Source organism: Lactiplantibacillus plajomi (assembly GCF_005405405.1).
GTDB classification, from domain to species: domain Bacteria; phylum Bacillota; class Bacilli; order Lactobacillales; family Lactobacillaceae; genus Lactiplantibacillus; species Lactiplantibacillus plajomi.
The window spans coordinates 42,659-59,613 of record NZ_BJDZ01000005.1 but is presented as its reverse complement, the minus strand read 5'-3'; the positions used below and the strand labels follow the sequence as shown (position 1 = coordinate 59,613).

The following is a 16,955-nucleotide window of genomic DNA, read 5'->3' as shown; positions in this document are numbered from 1 at the left end:
GCTTTAGCTGGGGGCCCTTTCAGGTTCAATTCTTAAGCAAGCCTAAAGGAATTCTGAAAGGCGACCGTTATCGTTTACAAGTATGCTATAATCAGGTGTTGTAATTCGATAGGGAGGGTGCCGGATTGGCAAAAGTAATTTATATTTGGCTGATCAGAATCGTGTCGTGGTGTGCTCATTTCCGGCGGACAACGACGGTCATTTATTTGATGAGCTTTGGTGATAACCTTGATTTTATTCGGCAACTGAATAAACGGGTCTCCGGCCGCCTAACCGTTTACTATCTACCAGCGGCGCAGCGAGCGGCCGAGGAGCTGGTTACGACGGGGGTGACCGTCCGCCCATTTCACGATTCGCTGGCGCTAGTTTTTCGGTTGGTGCCGGTCATCACCCGGGCGGCCGACGTTTACGTGGATAACTACTACGCGTTTACCGCGGGTCTTTACCGTCATCCACAGCAGCGGGTCATTCAGGTGTGGCACGCCAGCGGGGCGGTCAAGGCCTTTGGCTGGGACGACCCGCAGACAGCTAAACGCTCACCGCAAGCCCAACGTCGCTTTCAAGCGGTCTATAACCACATCACGGATTACGTGGTTGCTTCGGATAAGATGGGGGCGGTGTTTGCCAACAGTTACCACGTTCCGATGTCGCGGATGCGGGGGTTGGGTTACCCGCGCTCGGACCGTTATCAGCACCCGGACTGGGTCGACCGAACCCGTGCGGCAATTTACGCGCGTTACCCGCAGTTTAAAGATCACGATGTCATTTTGTACGCACCGACTTACCGGGCGGGCGTGCAATTCGAACTACCGACTGATTTTGACCAGTTACGTCTGAATCAGCACCAACTCTTGGTGGTCAAGCTGCACCCGCACTTGGCGGCGCAGGCGGACGCGTTGGTTCAACGCTACCCGCAAAACGTCGTAACGGTGCCGGAGTTCAGTAGTGACGACCTGTTAACGGTCGCGACGATCTTAGTGAGCGATTATTCGTCGGTCATTTTTGACTACGCACTGTTGCCAAACTGTAAAAAAATGGTATTCTATGACTTTGACCGGGCTGAATTTAGTCGGACGGTCGGGTTACAGCCGGACTTAGCCAGTTGGTTACCTGGACCGCGGGTGACGACGGTTGCTGAATTGAGCGCCGCTTTAGCCGCTCCCGTTACGCAACAGCCGTTGCTGTCATTTAACCAGTTATGGAATACCCATAACGACGGTCACGCAACCGAACGAACGTTAACTTACTTTTATCCAAAATAACTACGCGACATCGCATGATAGATAGGGAGTGTCTGTGCCTTGAAAGAGGTCATTTCAATTATTAAGGAACAATTCCAGAACTGGGGAATTATTTGGCGGATTTCTAACTATGAAGATCAAGCCAGCTATCAAAACCACTACCTGGGATTGGCCTGGGAATATTTATACCCGTTGATTCAAATCGGGATTTACTGGATCGTCTTTAGTGGCGGGTTCAAGAAGGGCAGCAGCCTTGGTGGCGTGTCCTACCTGATGTGGATGGTGATTGGGATTACCCCGTGGTTCTTCATGAACCGGGCCGTTCTCGATGGTTCGAAGAGTATTTACCAACGGGTCAACATGGTGTCTAAAATGAAATTCCCGGTTTCGGTCTTACCGACGATTCGGATTATTGGGAATTTGAATTCATTTTGGACGATGCTGGTTTTCTCAATTGCGTTAGGCTTTTTCAACGGTATTTACCCGTCGATTGCCTGGCTGCAATGGATCTACTATTTCATCGCCATGATTGCCTTGATGTTTGCCGTTAGCGTCTTTAATTCCACGGTCTCCGTGTTAGTCCGTGACTGGCAGATCTTATTACAATCGGTCATGCGGATGCTGTTCTACCTATCCGGCGTGCTGTTTAACTTTCAAACGAGTGGCTTTCCAGCACCGTTCGTCCGGATCTTACAGCTGAACCCGTTCTTCTACGTGATCAACGGCTTTCGTGAATCGATGTTTAACCAAGGCTCACAAACCTATTTTTGGAGTCAACCGGTCCTGACCTTAATTTTCTGGGGGATCGTGTTGTTCTTCTTGCTGATTGGGGCGCACTTACACTACAAGTTCCGGTCACGGTTCGTGGATATGATTTAAATAAAGTTCGACTGAGAAGTGAATCGCTTTTGGTGATTCACTTTTCTTTTGTATAATGGACTTACAGACTGTGAAGAAGGATGGGATCAACGATGCTTAGATTAGGATCACACGTTTCACTTAAAGCGCCCAAGATGTTCTTGGGGTCGGCGGAAGAAGCGGCGAGTTATGGAGCCAATACGTTCATGGTTTATACCGGGGCGCCCCAAAATACACGCCGCAAGCCAATCGAAGACTTAAACATTGAAGCGGCCCAGCCGGTCATTGAGGCCAATGATTTGCGGCAAATCGTGGTGCACGCGCCATACATCATTAACCTTGGTAATACCAAGAAACCGGGCTACTTCGAATTTGCAACCGATTTTCTTTATCAGGAAATTCAACGGGCCGAAGCACTGGGTGCGACCCAGCTAACGTTACATCCCGGTGCACACGTTGGCGCTGGCGCCGACGCTGCGATTGCCCAAATCGTGAAGGGCTTGAATACGGTCATTCGGCCGGATCAGAAAATTCAAATTGCGATTGAAACCATGGCGGGTAAGGGAACTGAAGTCGGGCGTAGCTTTGAAGAGATTGCGCAGATGATTGACGGCGTCACCTACAACGAGAAGGTTTCAGTCACCTTTGACACTTGCCATACCAGTGACGCGGGCTACGCCATTAAGGACGACTTTGACGGCGTCCTAAACGAATTTGATCACGTTATCGGCTTAGACCGCTTAAAGGTGATTCACCTGAACGATTCTAAGAATCCGCAGGGGGCGCACAAGGACCGGCACACGAATATCGGCATGGGGACGATTGGCTTTGACGCCTTGAATTACGTTGCGCACCACCCGCAACTGCCAGATATTAGTAAAATCTTGGAAACACCGTACGTTGGTGAGGATAAAAAGCACCAGTTACCACCGTATAAGTATGAAATTGCAATGTTACGGGCCGGTAAGTTTAATCCGCACTTGATCGATGACATCGAAGCACAAAATGATTAATAGAATTGAACGGTAATCAGTCTCTGGTTACCGTTTTTTATTTTTTAGGAGGCTAATGAACATGAACTTACGTCAACAACGGGTATTAATTATTGGCGGTACTTCGGGCTTTGGGTTCGAAGTAGCCCGGCAACTACTGACCGCCGGGGCTGAAGTCACGATTATCGGACACACCGCCGACCACGTCGCAACGGCAACGACTGAATTGGCAACACTCGGGACGGTTACCGGTCAGGCGTTAGCTGCCCAAAATGAACGGGCGTTAGCTGCCTTTTTGGCGACGACGGCGGCCTTTGATCACGTGCTATCCTTTTTAGGTGGTGCCATGGGTGGGGGCTTTTTGGAAAACTCGGTGACGGCAATTCGGGAAACCGTCGAAGCCAAATTTTTTGCCAATTTACAACTTGTACAGCTGGCCATTCACCATTTAAACCCGGGCGGGTCAATCGTTTTAACTTCTGGTTCGGGCGGTCATCCGTCCGACGCGTCCGGGGCCATTATCGGTAACCAGGCGATTAATACCCTGGTTGCCGGGGTCGCCGTTGAAGCGGCGCCGACGTACCGGATTAACGCCGTGGCGCCAACCTGGACGCCGACCGGGCTGTGGCGCGGACTCAGTGATTCGCATCGGGAACGTCAAGCGCAAGCGGTTGCTCAAAATTTGCCGTTAAAACGGGTCGCAACGGTCGCTGAGGTGGCGTCGGCCTACCTTTATTTGATGCAAAACGATTTCATCACCGGCCAGGTGCTCCAAGTGGATGGTGGCGCTGGTTTGTAAAAAAACACCGCTAGCCGGTGTTAACCGGAACTAGCGGTGTAAGTAAATTCATTTTAACGGGTTAGTGGGTATCCACGTTACCCAGACTCTCGGTGATTAAGGTGGCCGTTTCCTCAATTGATTTATTGGCAACGTTAATGACTAAGCAACCGATTTTCTTAAAAATTTTGTCGGCGTATTCCAGTTCGGCCTTAATTTTGTCGGTGTTGGAATATATGGTATCGGGGTTCAAACCGTACTGAACCATCCGTTGACGGCGAATATTATTCAATTTCTCGGGATCGTTAGTGAGCCCAAAGATTTTATTCGGATCAACTTGCCAAATTTCGTCGGGGATTTGGGCTTTCGGAACTAATGGTAAGTTAGCGACCTTTAAGTTCCGGTTGGCCAAGTACAGTGATAGTGGCGTCTTGGATGTCCGTGATACCCCGAGTAGGACGACGTCGGCTTCTAAAAAGCCGGCGGGGTTCTTGCCGTCATCATAGGTCACCGCAAATTCGATGGCGTTGATCCGGTCAAAGTAGTTCGTATTGAGTGCGTGGACAATCCCAGGATTGTTAGACGGTTGGACGTGGGTCACCTGTGACAAGGTGTCTAAAGCGGCCGTCATGACGTCGTAGCACGGGAGGTCGTTTTCCTTACAAAACAAATTGATCCGTTGACTTAATTTACGGTCAACGAAGGTATGGAAAATGGCGGCGTTTTCTTTAAGGGCCTGGGCTAACACCGTTTTTAACAGGGACTCGGTCCGCACAAACGGGAAGCGCTGATAATGAATCTCATATTCGGTAAACTGGGCCGCGGCGGCCTGGGCAACGTTATGGGCGGTCTCACCGACCGCATCCGAAATAATGAAGATTTTAATTTCTGACATAAATTTAGCCTCGATTCGCTTAAATGGTGCCCTTAGTGTAGCATAGCGGCTGGTGATTGAAAACGATTAACTAGGGATAATGACGGTGATTATCCAGATTATTTATAATAATCGTAAAACTCTTATTGACGGCGTTTTCGGATTTATGTATAATTTACTAGAACAGTTGCGTTATGTAAGTATGCATAATTTGACGGTTACATTGTAAGCTCGGAGGGAGGGAATTTAACATGGCAAAAACAGTCGTTCGTAAAAACGAATCTCTTGATGATGCTCTTCGTCGCTTTAAACGTACCGTTTCAAAAAGTGGTACTTTACAAGAATACCGCAAACGGGAATTCTACGAAAAACCAAGTGTGAAGAAGAAGTTAAAATCTGAAGCAGCTCGTAAGCGTAAGAACCGTCGTCGTTTCAAGTAATTAGTAGGTGACTACGAACACTTTTATCGAGGAGGGCGCGCCAATGAGTTTAGCAGAAACACTCAATGGTGATCTTAAAGCTGCGATGAAAGCACGCGATAAACAAAGCTTAAGCGTTATCCGGATGCTCAAGTCAGCGTTGATGAACGAACAAATCAACGCTGGCCACGATTTATCAGCCGATGAAGAAGTTAGCGTGGTCTCACGTGAACTGAAGCAGCGCCGTGAATCGTTGAGCGAATTCGAAAATGCTGGGCGTCAAGACTTAGTCGACGGCGTTAAAGCGGAGATCGCAATTGTTGAGAAGTACATGCCCAAGCAGTTGTCGGACGCAGAAGTCCAACAAGTGGTTGCGGATACCATTCAAGCTGTCGGCGCCACCAGCAAGGCGGACTTCGGCAAGGTAATGGGTGCCGTAATGCCTAAGCTGAAAGGCCAGGCGGACGGTAAGCTGATCAACCAAACAGTTAAATCATTATTGAATTAACGTGAAGCCGGGAGTTTATCTCCCGGCTTTTTTGGTGCACGTTTCAACTTTTATAATTCGGAGATGAAAGGCGGGTCGTGATTTTTGTTGCGGCTTTTTGGGTTGGCTGAACCTAACTTAAAACCAGTCGCCATTGCCGAATAGTGCTGCTGGTCGCGGGTCGGCTTTTATGCTATGATTAGTTAACAAATACCCGTTAAAACAGCGTTACTAGCGCCCACTTTTAACGGACCATCGTAGTGTGATGGGAACTAAATCTGTTTATAAAGGGGTTCACGTTTTTGACTGAAAACTCAAACTATGAACAAAAATTTCAAATGACTGATCCAACGCAGTCCGTGGCGTTACTCGGTCCGGAAGACGCGCACTTAGGGTTACTGGAGGATGGTCTGCACGTTAACCTGCACGTTTTTGGTGATCAGATGACGATCAGTAGTGACGATGAAGTGGCGGTCGAAAAGGCCCACGCCGTCTTGGATGACCTTGCGAGCTTAATCAAGCAGGGAATTCAGATTGGTGCGCCGGACGTGATTAGTGCCATTAAGATGGCTAATCGTGGTACCCTGGACTATTTCAAGGACCTCTACGCGGAAACCTTAATCAAGGATAATCGCGGGCGGCCGATTCGGGTTAAAAACTTCGGCCAACGCCAGTACGTACAAGCCGTCAGCAACAGTGACATCACTTTTGGGATTGGCCCAGCCGGGACGGGGAAAACCTACTTGGCCGTGGTCATGGCGATTGCCGCGTTAAAACGCGGTGACGTTGAAAAGTTGATTTTGACCCGTCCCGCCGTTGAAGCGGGTGAAAGCTTGGGGTTCTTACCCGGTGATTTAAAGGAAAAGGTCGATCCGTACTTACGGCCAATTTACGACGCGTTGTATGATATTTACGGCGCGGAGCATACCCAGCGGTTGATGGACCGTGGTGTGATTGAAATTGCGCCGTTAGCGTACATGCGTGGTCGGACCCTTGACCGGGCGTTTGTCATTTTGGACGAAGCCCAAAACACGACCAACGCCCAAATGAAGATGTTTTTAACTCGGCTTGGTTTTGGGGCCAAGATGATCGTCAATGGCGACATCTCCCAAATCGACTTGCCCCGCAATACTAAGAGTGGGTTGATTCAAGCTGAACACATTTTAGGGGACATTCGTAACATTTCATTCGTTAAGTTTACGGCGGATGACGTGGTTCGTAACCCGGTCGTAGCTAAGATTATTACGGCTTATGATCAGGTCGAACAGCGCTAAACGGAGGAATTATGGACTTAGAATTATACGATCAAACGACAACTGGCGCGACGCCCGAACAGTTACAATTAGTACGTGACTTGATCGCGCTGGCGGGTAAGACGTTGCAATTGCGCGATGATACCGAAGTGTCGGTCACGTTAATGAATAACCCGGAGATTCAAAAAATTAACGAACAGTACCGGGGGGTTGACCGGCCGACCGACGTCATCAGTTTTGCGATGCACGACGATGACGAAGCGGACCCGATTTTACTGGATCCAGAATTAGCCGCCGAAATTCCGTTGAATTTGGGTGACATCATGATTTCTGTCGATAAAGTTGCGGAACAAGCGGCTTTTTTGAACCATTCGGAGGCCCGTGAGTTGGGCTACCTAGTCGTGCACGGATTCTTACATTTAAACGGCTATGACCATATGAAACCAGCGGATGAGGCCGAAATGTTTGGACTCCAGCGTCAAATTTTGGATGCCTATGGCCTCGAAAAATAGGCCAGATCGCCTGCAAGTCGGTAAGAATCATTCGTTTTGGCAGTCGTGGTTGCACGCCTGGAACGGGCTAAAAACCGTGGTGATTGAAGAACGCAACATGCGGACTCACTTAGTGGTGGGGGCGCTGGCGTTGGCCTTTGGCTGGTGGGTCGGACTCTCGGCTGACCAGTGGCTATGGCTGTGTTTAGCCATTTTCATGGTGATGCTATGTGAAATCAATAATACGATTGCTGAGAACCTCTGTGATTTGGTTACGGGGCCGCATTATCATCCGCTGGCGAAGAAAATCAAAGATATTGCGGCCGGTGCCGTAGTCTTTGCGGCGGCCTTTGCCGTACTTGTCGGGTTAATTTTGTTTGTACCCAAGCTCTGGCCGTTAGTGCGGGCTTGGTTTTAGAAAGGAAAAGTTTTATGGCAGAAAATACTGCGTTTCATTCCGGGTTTGTGGCGATTATTGGTCGCCCAAACGTGGGTAAATCGACCTTGTTAAACCGGGTCGTTGGTCAAAAGGTGGCCATTATGTCCGATAAGGCGCAGACGACGCGTAACCGGATTCAAGGGATTTACACGACCGCTGATACCCAGATGGTCTTTATCGATACGCCCGGGATTCATAAGCCCCACAGTCGCTTAGGTGATTTTATGGTCAAGTCGGCCCTATCAACGTTAGGTGAAGTCGACGCTGTTTTATTTATGATCAACGCGGATGAACGGCGCGGTGCTGGGGATAACTTTATCATTGATCGCTTGAAAAACGTGAAAAAGCCGATTTATCTAGTTATCAATAAAATTGACCAGGTGCACCCGGACCATTTATTGGAAATTATGGATCAGTATAAGGACGCGTTACCTTGGAAAGAAGTTTACCCAATTTCTGCACTAGAGGGTAACAACGTACCGGAATTATTGGCGACTTTAAAGGCCCAACTGCCGGAAGGCCCACAGTACTATCCTTCCGATCAAATTACTGACCACCCCGAACGGTTCATTATCTCCGAATTGATTCGGGAAAAGGTGCTGGAATTGACCCGCCAGGAAGTGCCACATTCAACCGCCGTAGTCATCGATTCGATCAAACGGCAGGATGAACAAAAGATTCATATCCAGGCGACTATTATTATTGAACGGCCGACCCAAAAGGGCATTATCATCGGTAAGGGTGGTAGCATGCTGAAAAAGATCGGTTCGTTAGCCCGGCGCGACATTGAACATTTGCTGGGTGATAAGGTGTACTTGGAATTATGGGTTAAGGTACAGGAAAACTGGAAGGATCGGCAGGACCTCCTTGCCAGCTACGGTTACCGGCAGGACGATTATTAATAACGTGTAGGTGATAACGTGCCCCAACGAACGATTTCAAATTTTAATGGCATCCTGCTGTTTCGGCGCGATTATCGGGAACGCGACATGTTGATCAAGTTTTTGACCGCCGAGTACGGCAAGAAGATGTTCTTTATCCGCGGTGCCCGCCGGCGGGGCTTTAAGATGGCGGCTGAATTATTGCCATTTACGATGGGCGAGTACGTTGGTGATTTACGCGACGGCTTGTCCTACATCAATAGTGTTAAAACAGTCCAGTACTTTGAAAATATCAGTCAGGACATCGCGTTGAACGCTTACGCCACCTACGTGATGAACCTGATCGACGTGGCTTATCCGGATAATCAACCGGTCGGGCGGTGGTACCAGCAACTGACGAGTGCCCTGCAATTGATCGACCAAAACGTGGCGCCGGCAATCGTCGCCAACGTGGTCGAAATTCAGTTATTAGCTGCGTTCGGGGTCGCCCCGGAGTTGCGAGCCTGTACGGTTTGTGGCCGGACCGACTTACCGTTCGATTACTCGGAAAGTTACGGCGGCTTGTTGTGCCAACAGCATTGGCACTTGGACCCGCACCGGTTACATGCTAGCCAGGCCGCGATTTACTACTTGCGCCGCTTTTCGGTGCTGGACTTAGCCAAGGTCCATTCGATCAGTGTTAAGCCGACCACCGCCCAGCAGTTGCGACGAATCCTTGATGAAATTTATAATAATTCGGTCGGTTTACGGTTAAAGTCGAAGCGGTTTATTGATCAAATGGGAAGCTGGTACCAGCCGCTCCCGCCCCGTAATCAGGATTGACAAATTGTGGCGCTTCGGCTATGATGATGAAGAACTGAATAGTTAAGTGTTGATGAGAAAGGGTTAGTTTCGGTAGACTCACAGTGAGGCCGCGGTGGTGAAAAGCGGTCAGTTAACGAAATTAATTGGCATTCTCGGAGCTTTTGATCACATAATCAAGCTGCTGAGGGTACTCAGAAGTAGGGTGGAACCGCGAAATCAATCGTCCCTATGTCGTTTTTAGTAAACGGCAGGGGACTTTTTTTGTGGCGTTAACCATTCAGTCACTAATTTTGGGAGGAAAACAATGAGCAAAAAATTATCAGTCCAAGAGATCATCTTGACGTTGCAGAAATTTTGGTCAGACCAAGGCTGCATGTTGATGCAGTCTTACGATACTGAAAAGGGTGCCGGAACCATGAGTCCGTATACTTTCTTACGGGCAATCGGACCGGAACCGTGGAACGCCGCTTACGTGGAACCTTCACGGCGGCCCGCGGATGGCCGTTACGGGGAAAACCCGAACCGGTTATACCAACACCACCAATTCCAAGTTGTGATGAAGCCGTCACCAGAAAATATTCAGGACCTCTACTTACAAAGTTTGGAACAATTAGGCATTAACCCGTTGGAACACGATATCCGTTTCGTGGAAGATAACTGGGAGAACCCGTCAATGGGTTGTGCCGGGGTTGGTTGGGAAGTTTGGTTAGACGGGATGGAAATCAGTCAGTTTACCTACTTCCAACAAGTTGGTGGCTTGGAAGTTGATCCGGTCACTTCTGAAATCACGTACGGTTTGGAACGCTTGTCGAGCTATATTCAGGACGTTAACTCGGTGTTCGACCTGGAATGGGGCGACGGTGTCAAGTACGGGGATATCTTCTTGGAACCCGAATTTGAAAACTCCAAGTACGCTTTCGAAGACAGCAACGAAGACTTATTACTGATGTTATTTGATGAATACGAAAAGGAAGCTAAGAAGCAGATTGCTAACGGCCTGGTACACCCGGCTTACGACTACTGCTTGAAATGTAGCCACACCTTTAACCTGATGGACGCCCGCGGAATGGTTTCCGTGACGGAACGGGCCGGGTACCTTGACCGGATCCGGAACATGGCGAAGTCGATTGCCAAGGAATTTGTGGCCCAACGTGAAAAGCGGGGGTTCCCGTTATTAAAACACGCACAGGAGGAAACGAAATAATGGCTAAAACTTACTTACTCGAAATTGGTTTGGAAGAAATGCCGGCGCACGTCGTTACACCGAGCGTGTTGCAGTTAAAGGAACGGATGACGGCCTTCTTAAAGGACGCCCGCCTTTCCTTTGACGCCATTAAGACGTACTCAACGCCGCGGCGGTTGACCGTTGAAGTCCAGGGCTTGGAAGACAAGCAGGCTGACGTGAAGAAGGAAGTTCGTGGTCCTGCCAAGAAGATTGCACAGGACGCGGATGGTAACTGGACCAAGGCCGCAATCGGTTTTTCTAAGGGTCAGGGTGCCTCGACCGATGACATCGTGTTTAAAGACGTGAAGGGGACCCCGTACGTTTTCGTGCAAACCTTTACGGCTGGAAAAACGGCGGCCGAAGTGTTGAAAGCCGGCATTAAAGACGTCATTACCAAGATGAACTTTCCGACGATGATGAAGTGGTCGACGTTCTCCTTCAAGTACATTCGGCCGATTCGTTGGCTGGTTTCATTACTGGACGACAAAATTATCCCGATTCAGATTTTAGACGTTGCTGCGGGACGGACGAGCCGGGGCCACCGGTTCTTGGGGCATGACGTGGACATTAAGACGGCGACTGATTACGAAGCCGACTTGGATAGCGTTTTTGTGATTGCCGACGCCGCCAAGCGTAAAGCCAAGATCCGTGAACAAATCGCGACCTTAGCCACGGACCATGATTGGCAGATTAAGGTCAACGAAGACTTGCTGGAAGAAGTTAACAACTTGGTTGAATACCCAACCGCCTTTGCCGGTGATTTCGATACTAAGTATTTGACGATTCCCGACGAAGTGTTGATTACGTCGATGCGTGATCACCAACGTTTCTTCTACGTTACCGATGCTCAGGACAACTTATTACCACACTTCGTTTCGGTCCGGAACGGGAATACGGCCGACTTAGCTAACGTTGCCCGCGGGAACCAGAAAGTCTTAACCGCCCGGTTGGAAGACGCCGCGTTCTTCTACCATGAAGATCAGCAACACTCGATTCAGGAATACGTTGAACGGTTGAAGAAGGTCAGCTTCCACGATAAGATCGGGACGATGTACGAAAAGATGCAGCGGGTCATGTACATCAGTGGTTTCTTGGCGAACCAGTTTGGTTTAACGGAAACGGAAAAGAACCAATTACACCGTGCTGCGCAAATTTATAAGTTTGACCTGGTGACCGGAATGGTCGGTGAATTTCCAGAACTCCAAGGGGTGATGGGTGAAAAGTACGCCGTCTTGAAGGGTGAAGACCCGGCAGTTGGCCAAGCCATTCGGGAACACTACATGCCGGTCAGTGCGGACGGTGATTTACCAAAATCGAAGGTCGGCGCGGTGTTAGCCGTTGCTGATAAAATCGATTCGATCAGTAGTTTCTTTGCCGTTGGGTTGACTCCTAGCGGTTCCAACGATCCGTTTGCCTTGCGGCGTCAAGCTTTCGGCATCGTGCGGATTGTGCGTGACCAAGGCTGGGACTTCCCAATTCGTAAGTTCGAACAAGCCATTCAACACGAATTGGAAAGCCACGATGCAACTTACAACCTGAACTTTGCGGAACAGACGACCCCAATTGCGGCCTTCTTAACCGACCGTGTCAAGCAGTGGTTCAGTAACCGGAAGTTGCGTTACGACATTGTCGATACGGTCATTAAGGGCAGCGACCAGGATATTCGGGTGATGTTCAAAGCCGCCGACGTTCTAAACGTGCACCAGGATGATCCCGATTTTAAGGATACAATCGAGGCCTTTACCCGGTTGTTACGGATCACGGCGAAGGCGAACGTTGACGTTGACGAGCTGAGCGTTGACCCAAGCTTATTCGAAAATGACGCGGAACAGCACCTTTACGATGCCGTTCAAAAGCTACGGACGGAAGTCACGGCAACGACCAGCATGGAAGACCGTTTCAAGGCCTTAGCCAGCTTACGGCCGTTAATCGTTGATTACTTCGAACAAACGATGGTCATGAGTAAGGACGAAGCCGTACGTGATAACCATATTAAGCAATTACTGATTATTGCGCGGATGGTTAGCGTCTTGGGTGACTTGAACCAATTAATCGTGAAATAGCGCAAAGGCGCGTATAATAAAGGGAAGTTCGGTGGGTGACTGCCGGACTTCCTTTTTCGGTTTAACAAACTTGACAAAAATGTCTAATAAGCGTGACTTATTATTGCACTGCTGTCAAGCTTGTGTTATTATATATTCTGTAAAAGTTCGCACATTAATAGTCGCATCCTGTTCGCAAGGTGCGACTTTTGATAGTTGTGGGCCGGATTGTTTTGGCGGTTGGAACAGAAATGGGGTGGCAGTTTGGCCAATCGGATTCCTGAGGAGAAAGTTGATCAGGTGCGTTCCGCGGTTAATATCGCGGATTTTGTTGGGCAATACGTTCAACTCAAAAAAGCGGGTAAGAACTTATTTGGCCTCTGTCCGTTCCACGAAGAACGGACACCGTCCTTTTCCGTCAATGAGCAGAAACAAATCTTTCACTGTTTTAGTTGTGGTCGCGGCGGTAACGTTTTTTCCTTTATAATGGACCTCGAAAATCTATCGTTTCCGGAAGCCGTGGTCAAGGTCGCGGATTTTGGACACGTGGACTTACCGAGCGCCTATACCGCTGCCAGTCAGCCACGGGCACCTAAGGATCAGCAACAAGCTGACCTATTAAGCCTTTACGCGGACAGTGCGAAGATGTATCAACATATTTTAGTCAATACGGAATTAGGTGAGCCGGCGCTGGACTATTTACACCAGCACGGGCTGGATGACCAGACCATCGCAACCTTTGGGATTGGTTACGCGCCAAAAAATCGGTTGTTGCTAGATTTTTTTAAGGAACACGACGTTGACTACCAACTATTGCGGCAGTCGGGGCTGTTTATTGAAAACCAGGAGGGCGCGCTACGGGACCGGTTTGTGGATAGGGTGCTCTTTCCGATTAAGGACGCAAGTGGCCGGGTGATCGCCTTTTCGGGGCGGATTTTGACTAAGTCCTCGGATGAACCAAAGTATTTGAATAGTCCGGAAACTAAGCTGTTTAATAAGCGAAACGTGTTGTTTAATTTCGACATTGCGCGTAAAGCGGTTCGGCAGCGGAAGTCGATCGTGTTGTTTGAAGGCTTCATGGACGTGATTGCGGCGTACCGTGCCGGGATTCAAAACGGGGTCGCTTCAATGGGGACCAGCCTGACCAACGAACAGATTTATATGTTGGAACGGGTCACCGACCAGCTGTACATCGCCTACGACAGCGACTTACCCGGTCAGAAAGCTACCGATCGGGCGCTGAAACTATTGGCGGGTAACAGCCGGCTTAATCTAGGCGTTATTCAAATGCCGGACGGGATGGACCCCGATGAATATTTACGGCACGCTGGTCAGGAAAAGTTTGTGCAGGTCTTTGCTGATGGTAAGCAAACGCCGACCGCGTTTGAAATGCAGTTTTTGCGGCACGGTTTGAACCTGCAAAATACGCAGGACCAGTTGACTTATATTGGAACGGTGTTGAAGCAGTTGGCGCCGCTAGGATCCAACGTGGAGCGGGACTTATATTTGAACCAACTCGTGGCGGAGTTTGGCATCGCCAAGGACGATTTGAAACAACAACTTCAATCGTTGATTGGTCAGCAGTCGGTACGCCGGGTGCCACGGCAAGCCGAAGTACCGACACCGCCGCCACCAACGGTTGACGACAATAACCGTCAGGCTGGTCCACTTAGTCGGGTCGAAAAGGCGGAACGGCTACTACTGTACCGCCTACTGCACGACCACGACGTTTGGTTGCGGGTGATGGCCATCGCCGGCTTTCACTTCGTTCATGATTCGTATCAGCAGATTTTAGTTTACGCTGAGGCGTACTTTAAAACCCATAATCAATTTGAGCTCGCTAACTTTACCGATTTTATGACGGATGCCCGTCTGCAACCGGTTTTGACGGAACTCGAGTTTATGGACGTGTCCGAGACGACTTCGAAAGAAGAAATTGCGGACCTGGTCAACGTCATCATGAATCAACAACCGCTCGTTGAACAAATTAATGGTAAAAAAGCCGAATTAACGGCGGCCAAGCAGATTGGTAATCACGATCTCGTGCAAAAGCTAACCTTGGCATTAATTGAGTTATACCGGCAACAACAGCAGGTACAACAAGCTGACAACTTATAGGAGGCTCCTACATGGCAAATGCAAAATCATCAACAACGGAATACAACAAGGCCGTTAAAGCGCTGATCAAGGACTACAAGAAGAAGGGCAGTATTCAATACGACGAATTGTCCGATAAACTGGCGGCGCCTTATAAATTGGATGCAACCGGAATTGATAAGTTATTACAAAAAGTCGAGGATGCTGGGATCAGCGTTGTCGATGAAAAGGGTGAACCCGATGCCCGCGCCGTTAAGAGCGTAAAAAAGGTCAGCAAGAAGGAATTAAGTAACGCGGGTTCCGCTTCGGGGATTAAGATTAACGACCCCGTTCGGATGTATCTTAAAGAAATTGGCCGGGTCGATTTACTAACGGCCGACGAAGAAGTGGCGCTTGCCTTGCGGATCGAACAGGGTGACGAAACGGCTAAGCAAGAATTGGCCGAAGCTAACTTACGGTTGGTGGTTTCAATCGCTAAGCGTTACGTCGGCCGTGGGATGCAATTTCTTGACCTGATTCAAGAAGGTAACATGGGCTTGATGAAGGCCGTGGAAAAATTTGATTACCGCAAAGGGTTCAAGTTTTCAACCTACGCCACTTGGTGGATTCGGCAAGCGATTACGCGGGCAATTGCCGACCAGGCCCGGACGATTCGGATTCCGGTTCACATGGTTGAAACCATCAACAAGTTGATTCGGATTCAACGGCAGTTATTGCAAGACCTTGGGCGTGAACCAACCCCCGAAGAAATTGGGGCCGAAATGGATATGCCGACCGAAAAAGTTCGGGAAATTTTGAAGATCGCGCAAGAACCAGTTTCATTGGAAACCCCAATTGGTGAAGAGGACGACTCGCACTTAGGCGATTTCATTGAAGACCAGGACGCGACTTCACCAGCCGACGCCGCCGCTTACGAATTGTTAAAGGAACAACTCGAAGGGGTTTTGGACACGTTGACTGATCGGGAAGAAAACGTCTTACGGTTGCGGTTTGGCCTGGATGACGGTCGGACCCGGACTTTGGAAGAAGTTGGTAAGGTCTTCGGTGTCACCCGTGAACGGATTCGTCAAATTGAAGCCAAGGCGTTACGCAAGTTACGTCACCCATCACGTAGTAAGCAATTAAAGGATTTCTTAGAATAGTTACAAGCTCGTCAAAGTCTACCGGAAACGGTGGGCTTTTTTAGTTTCATTATTACAAACCATTAGTAATGGGTTAATCATTATGGCTTAATAATGATTAACGCTGTGTCTTTAAGTTGATTTAACCGGACTTGGCGTCGCTTACAAGATAAGTTTGTATAAATTGCTAGATTATGTAATAATTAAAATCGTAATTGAGTTTGTTAGTTCAGTAAACTATTGATTATGGTAAATAATTCGCATTTTTTTTGAAAGTTTTATGCGTATGACTGACTGGTATTACGAGCATTCGGAAAGTTATTTCACGTTAAAAATGAGCCGATTATTCGCCTAAACCCAATTATAACGGCAATCAGTTCGCACGATTTTTTCAAAAATCGTGCGAAGTAACTGATGATTGCAACGACGTAAGCAAAAACGAGTTAGGAGGGTGTCATCACATGGAGAACACTTATGGTTATATTTTGGACGTAATGCGGTTGGAGCGGCTATTAAAACGGGTAACGAATAACTGGTCCGGTCAGAGCGGACTTAGTTTGAACGAGTTGCGGATTTTAATTTATGTGCTTCAAAATCCGGCCAGACCGATTGGAGAAGTGGCTAAGGCGCTGGACGTTTCGAAGGGGTCGTTGGCTCAGTCGATTGGGACGTTGACGCAGGAAAACTGGATCCAGAGTGAACCGGTTTTACCAGATCGGCGTTTGCGCTGCTTGACGCTGACGGAAACTGGTCAGGCACGGATGGCAACGGTGGCAAAGGAATTAACGGCATCCTTGCAATCGCCGACCGCTCAAGAATTTACCGACCAGATTACCTACCTAAACCGCAAATATTAAGGATTAACCGGCACGCTGGGTTCAATGACGTGCCGGTTGTTCTTTTAGCGGTGTCAGCAGAGTGGCATGGTAACTGGTTGGTTTTAAGTGAAATAA

Annotated in this window: 17 protein-coding genes; 16 read left to right on the top strand and 1 reads right to left on the bottom strand. The window is 48.8% G+C overall.

What is annotated here, in order from left to right; genetic code table 11:
- Positions 1-125 precede the first annotated feature (125 nt).
- The 4 genes from FFM82_RS02845 to FFM82_RS02830 all read left to right on the top strand — a co-directional run bounded on the left by FFM82_RS02845 (position 126) and on the right by FFM82_RS02830 (position 3,890).
- Positions 126-1,262, top strand: coding sequence for a CDP-glycerol glycerophosphotransferase family protein (locus FFM82_RS02845; RefSeq protein ID WP_225425591.1), 1,137 nt, complete (start codon positions 126-128; stop codon positions 1,260-1,262).
- 39 nt (positions 1,263-1,301) lie between these two features.
- On the top strand, positions 1,302-2,120 hold the full coding sequence (locus tag FFM82_RS02840; protein ID WP_137644361.1) for an ABC transporter permease: 819 nt from the start codon (positions 1,302-1,304) through the stop codon (positions 2,118-2,120).
- Between the two features lie 92 nt (positions 2,121-2,212).
- Positions 2,213-3,112 carry a deoxyribonuclease IV gene (locus FFM82_RS02835; protein ID WP_137644360.1) on the top strand — a complete coding sequence of 300 codons (900 nt, stop codon included), beginning with the start codon at positions 2,213-2,215 and terminating at the stop codon, positions 3,110-3,112.
- Between the two features lie 55 nt (positions 3,113-3,167).
- A complete protein-coding gene (locus FFM82_RS02830; protein ID WP_137644359.1) occupies positions 3,168-3,890 on the top strand; it encodes an SDR family oxidoreductase in 723 nt (240 codons plus the stop codon).
- Between the two features lie 61 nt (positions 3,891-3,951).
- On the opposite strand, the gene FFM82_RS02825 is transcribed toward FFM82_RS02830, so the two are convergent.
- On the bottom strand, positions 3,952-4,764 hold the full coding sequence (locus FFM82_RS02825; protein WP_137644358.1) for a pyruvate, water dikinase regulatory protein: 813 nt from the start codon (positions 4,762-4,764) through the stop codon (positions 3,952-3,954).
- A gap of 230 nt (positions 4,765-4,994) precedes the next feature.
- On the opposite strand from FFM82_RS02825, the gene rpsU reads away from it, so the two are divergent.
- The 12 genes from rpsU (at position 4,995) to FFM82_RS02765 (ending at position 16,859) form a co-directional block, all read left to right on the top strand.
- The gene (gene rpsU / locus FFM82_RS02820) at positions 4,995-5,183 is read left to right on the top strand and encodes a 30S ribosomal protein S21 (protein WP_003638914.1); all 189 of its coding nucleotides are present in this window, start codon (positions 4,995-4,997) and stop codon (positions 5,181-5,183) included.
- A gap of 43 nt (positions 5,184-5,226) precedes the next feature.
- Entirely contained in the window at positions 5,227-5,670 is a 444-nt protein-coding gene (locus FFM82_RS02815) for a GatB/YqeY domain-containing protein (RefSeq protein ID WP_137644357.1), read from the top strand.
- Positions 5,671-5,987: 317 nt separating this feature from the next.
- Entirely contained in the window at positions 5,988-6,923 is a 936-nt protein-coding gene (locus tag FFM82_RS02810; RefSeq protein WP_137644429.1) for a PhoH family protein, read from the top strand.
- Between the two features lie 11 nt (positions 6,924-6,934).
- The gene (gene ybeY / locus FFM82_RS02805) at positions 6,935-7,414 is read left to right on the top strand and encodes an rRNA maturation RNase YbeY (RefSeq protein WP_137644356.1); all 480 of its coding nucleotides are present in this window, start codon (positions 6,935-6,937) and stop codon (positions 7,412-7,414) included.
- Entirely contained in the window at positions 7,398-7,811 is a 414-nt protein-coding gene (locus tag FFM82_RS02800; RefSeq protein WP_137644355.1) for a diacylglycerol kinase family protein, read from the top strand. The genes ybeY and FFM82_RS02800 overlap by 17 nt, the downstream gene beginning before the upstream one ends.
- 14 nt (positions 7,812-7,825) lie before the next feature.
- Entirely contained in the window at positions 7,826-8,734 is a 909-nt protein-coding gene (era, locus tag FFM82_RS02795; RefSeq protein WP_137644354.1) for a GTPase Era, read from the top strand.
- A gap of 18 nt (positions 8,735-8,752) precedes the next feature.
- Positions 8,753-9,535, top strand: a complete 783-nt coding sequence (gene recO, locus FFM82_RS02790; RefSeq protein WP_137644353.1) for a DNA repair protein RecO — start codon at positions 8,753-8,755, stop codon at positions 9,533-9,535.
- 286 nt (positions 9,536-9,821) lie between these two features.
- Positions 9,822-10,721, top strand: a complete 900-nt coding sequence (gene glyQ, locus FFM82_RS02785; RefSeq protein ID WP_137644352.1) for a glycine--tRNA ligase subunit alpha — start codon at positions 9,822-9,824, stop codon at positions 10,719-10,721.
- Positions 10,721-12,805, top strand: coding sequence for a glycine--tRNA ligase subunit beta (gene glyS / locus FFM82_RS02780; protein WP_137644351.1), 2,085 nt, complete (start codon positions 10,721-10,723; stop codon positions 12,803-12,805). The genes glyQ and glyS overlap by 1 nt, the downstream gene beginning before the upstream one ends.
- Before the next feature lie 243 nt (positions 12,806-13,048).
- Positions 13,049-14,902, top strand: a complete 1,854-nt coding sequence (gene dnaG / locus FFM82_RS02775; RefSeq protein ID WP_137644428.1) for a DNA primase — start codon at positions 13,049-13,051, stop codon at positions 14,900-14,902.
- Between the two features lie 11 nt (positions 14,903-14,913).
- Complete coding sequence (gene rpoD, locus FFM82_RS02770; protein ID WP_137644350.1) at positions 14,914-16,023, top strand: RNA polymerase sigma factor RpoD; 1,110 nt, start codon at positions 14,914-14,916, stop codon at positions 16,021-16,023.
- A gap of 440 nt (positions 16,024-16,463) precedes the next feature.
- Positions 16,464-16,859, top strand: a complete 396-nt coding sequence (locus tag FFM82_RS02765; RefSeq protein WP_137644349.1) for a MarR family winged helix-turn-helix transcriptional regulator — start codon at positions 16,464-16,466, stop codon at positions 16,857-16,859.
- The last annotated feature ends 96 nt before the right edge of the window (positions 16,860-16,955 follow it).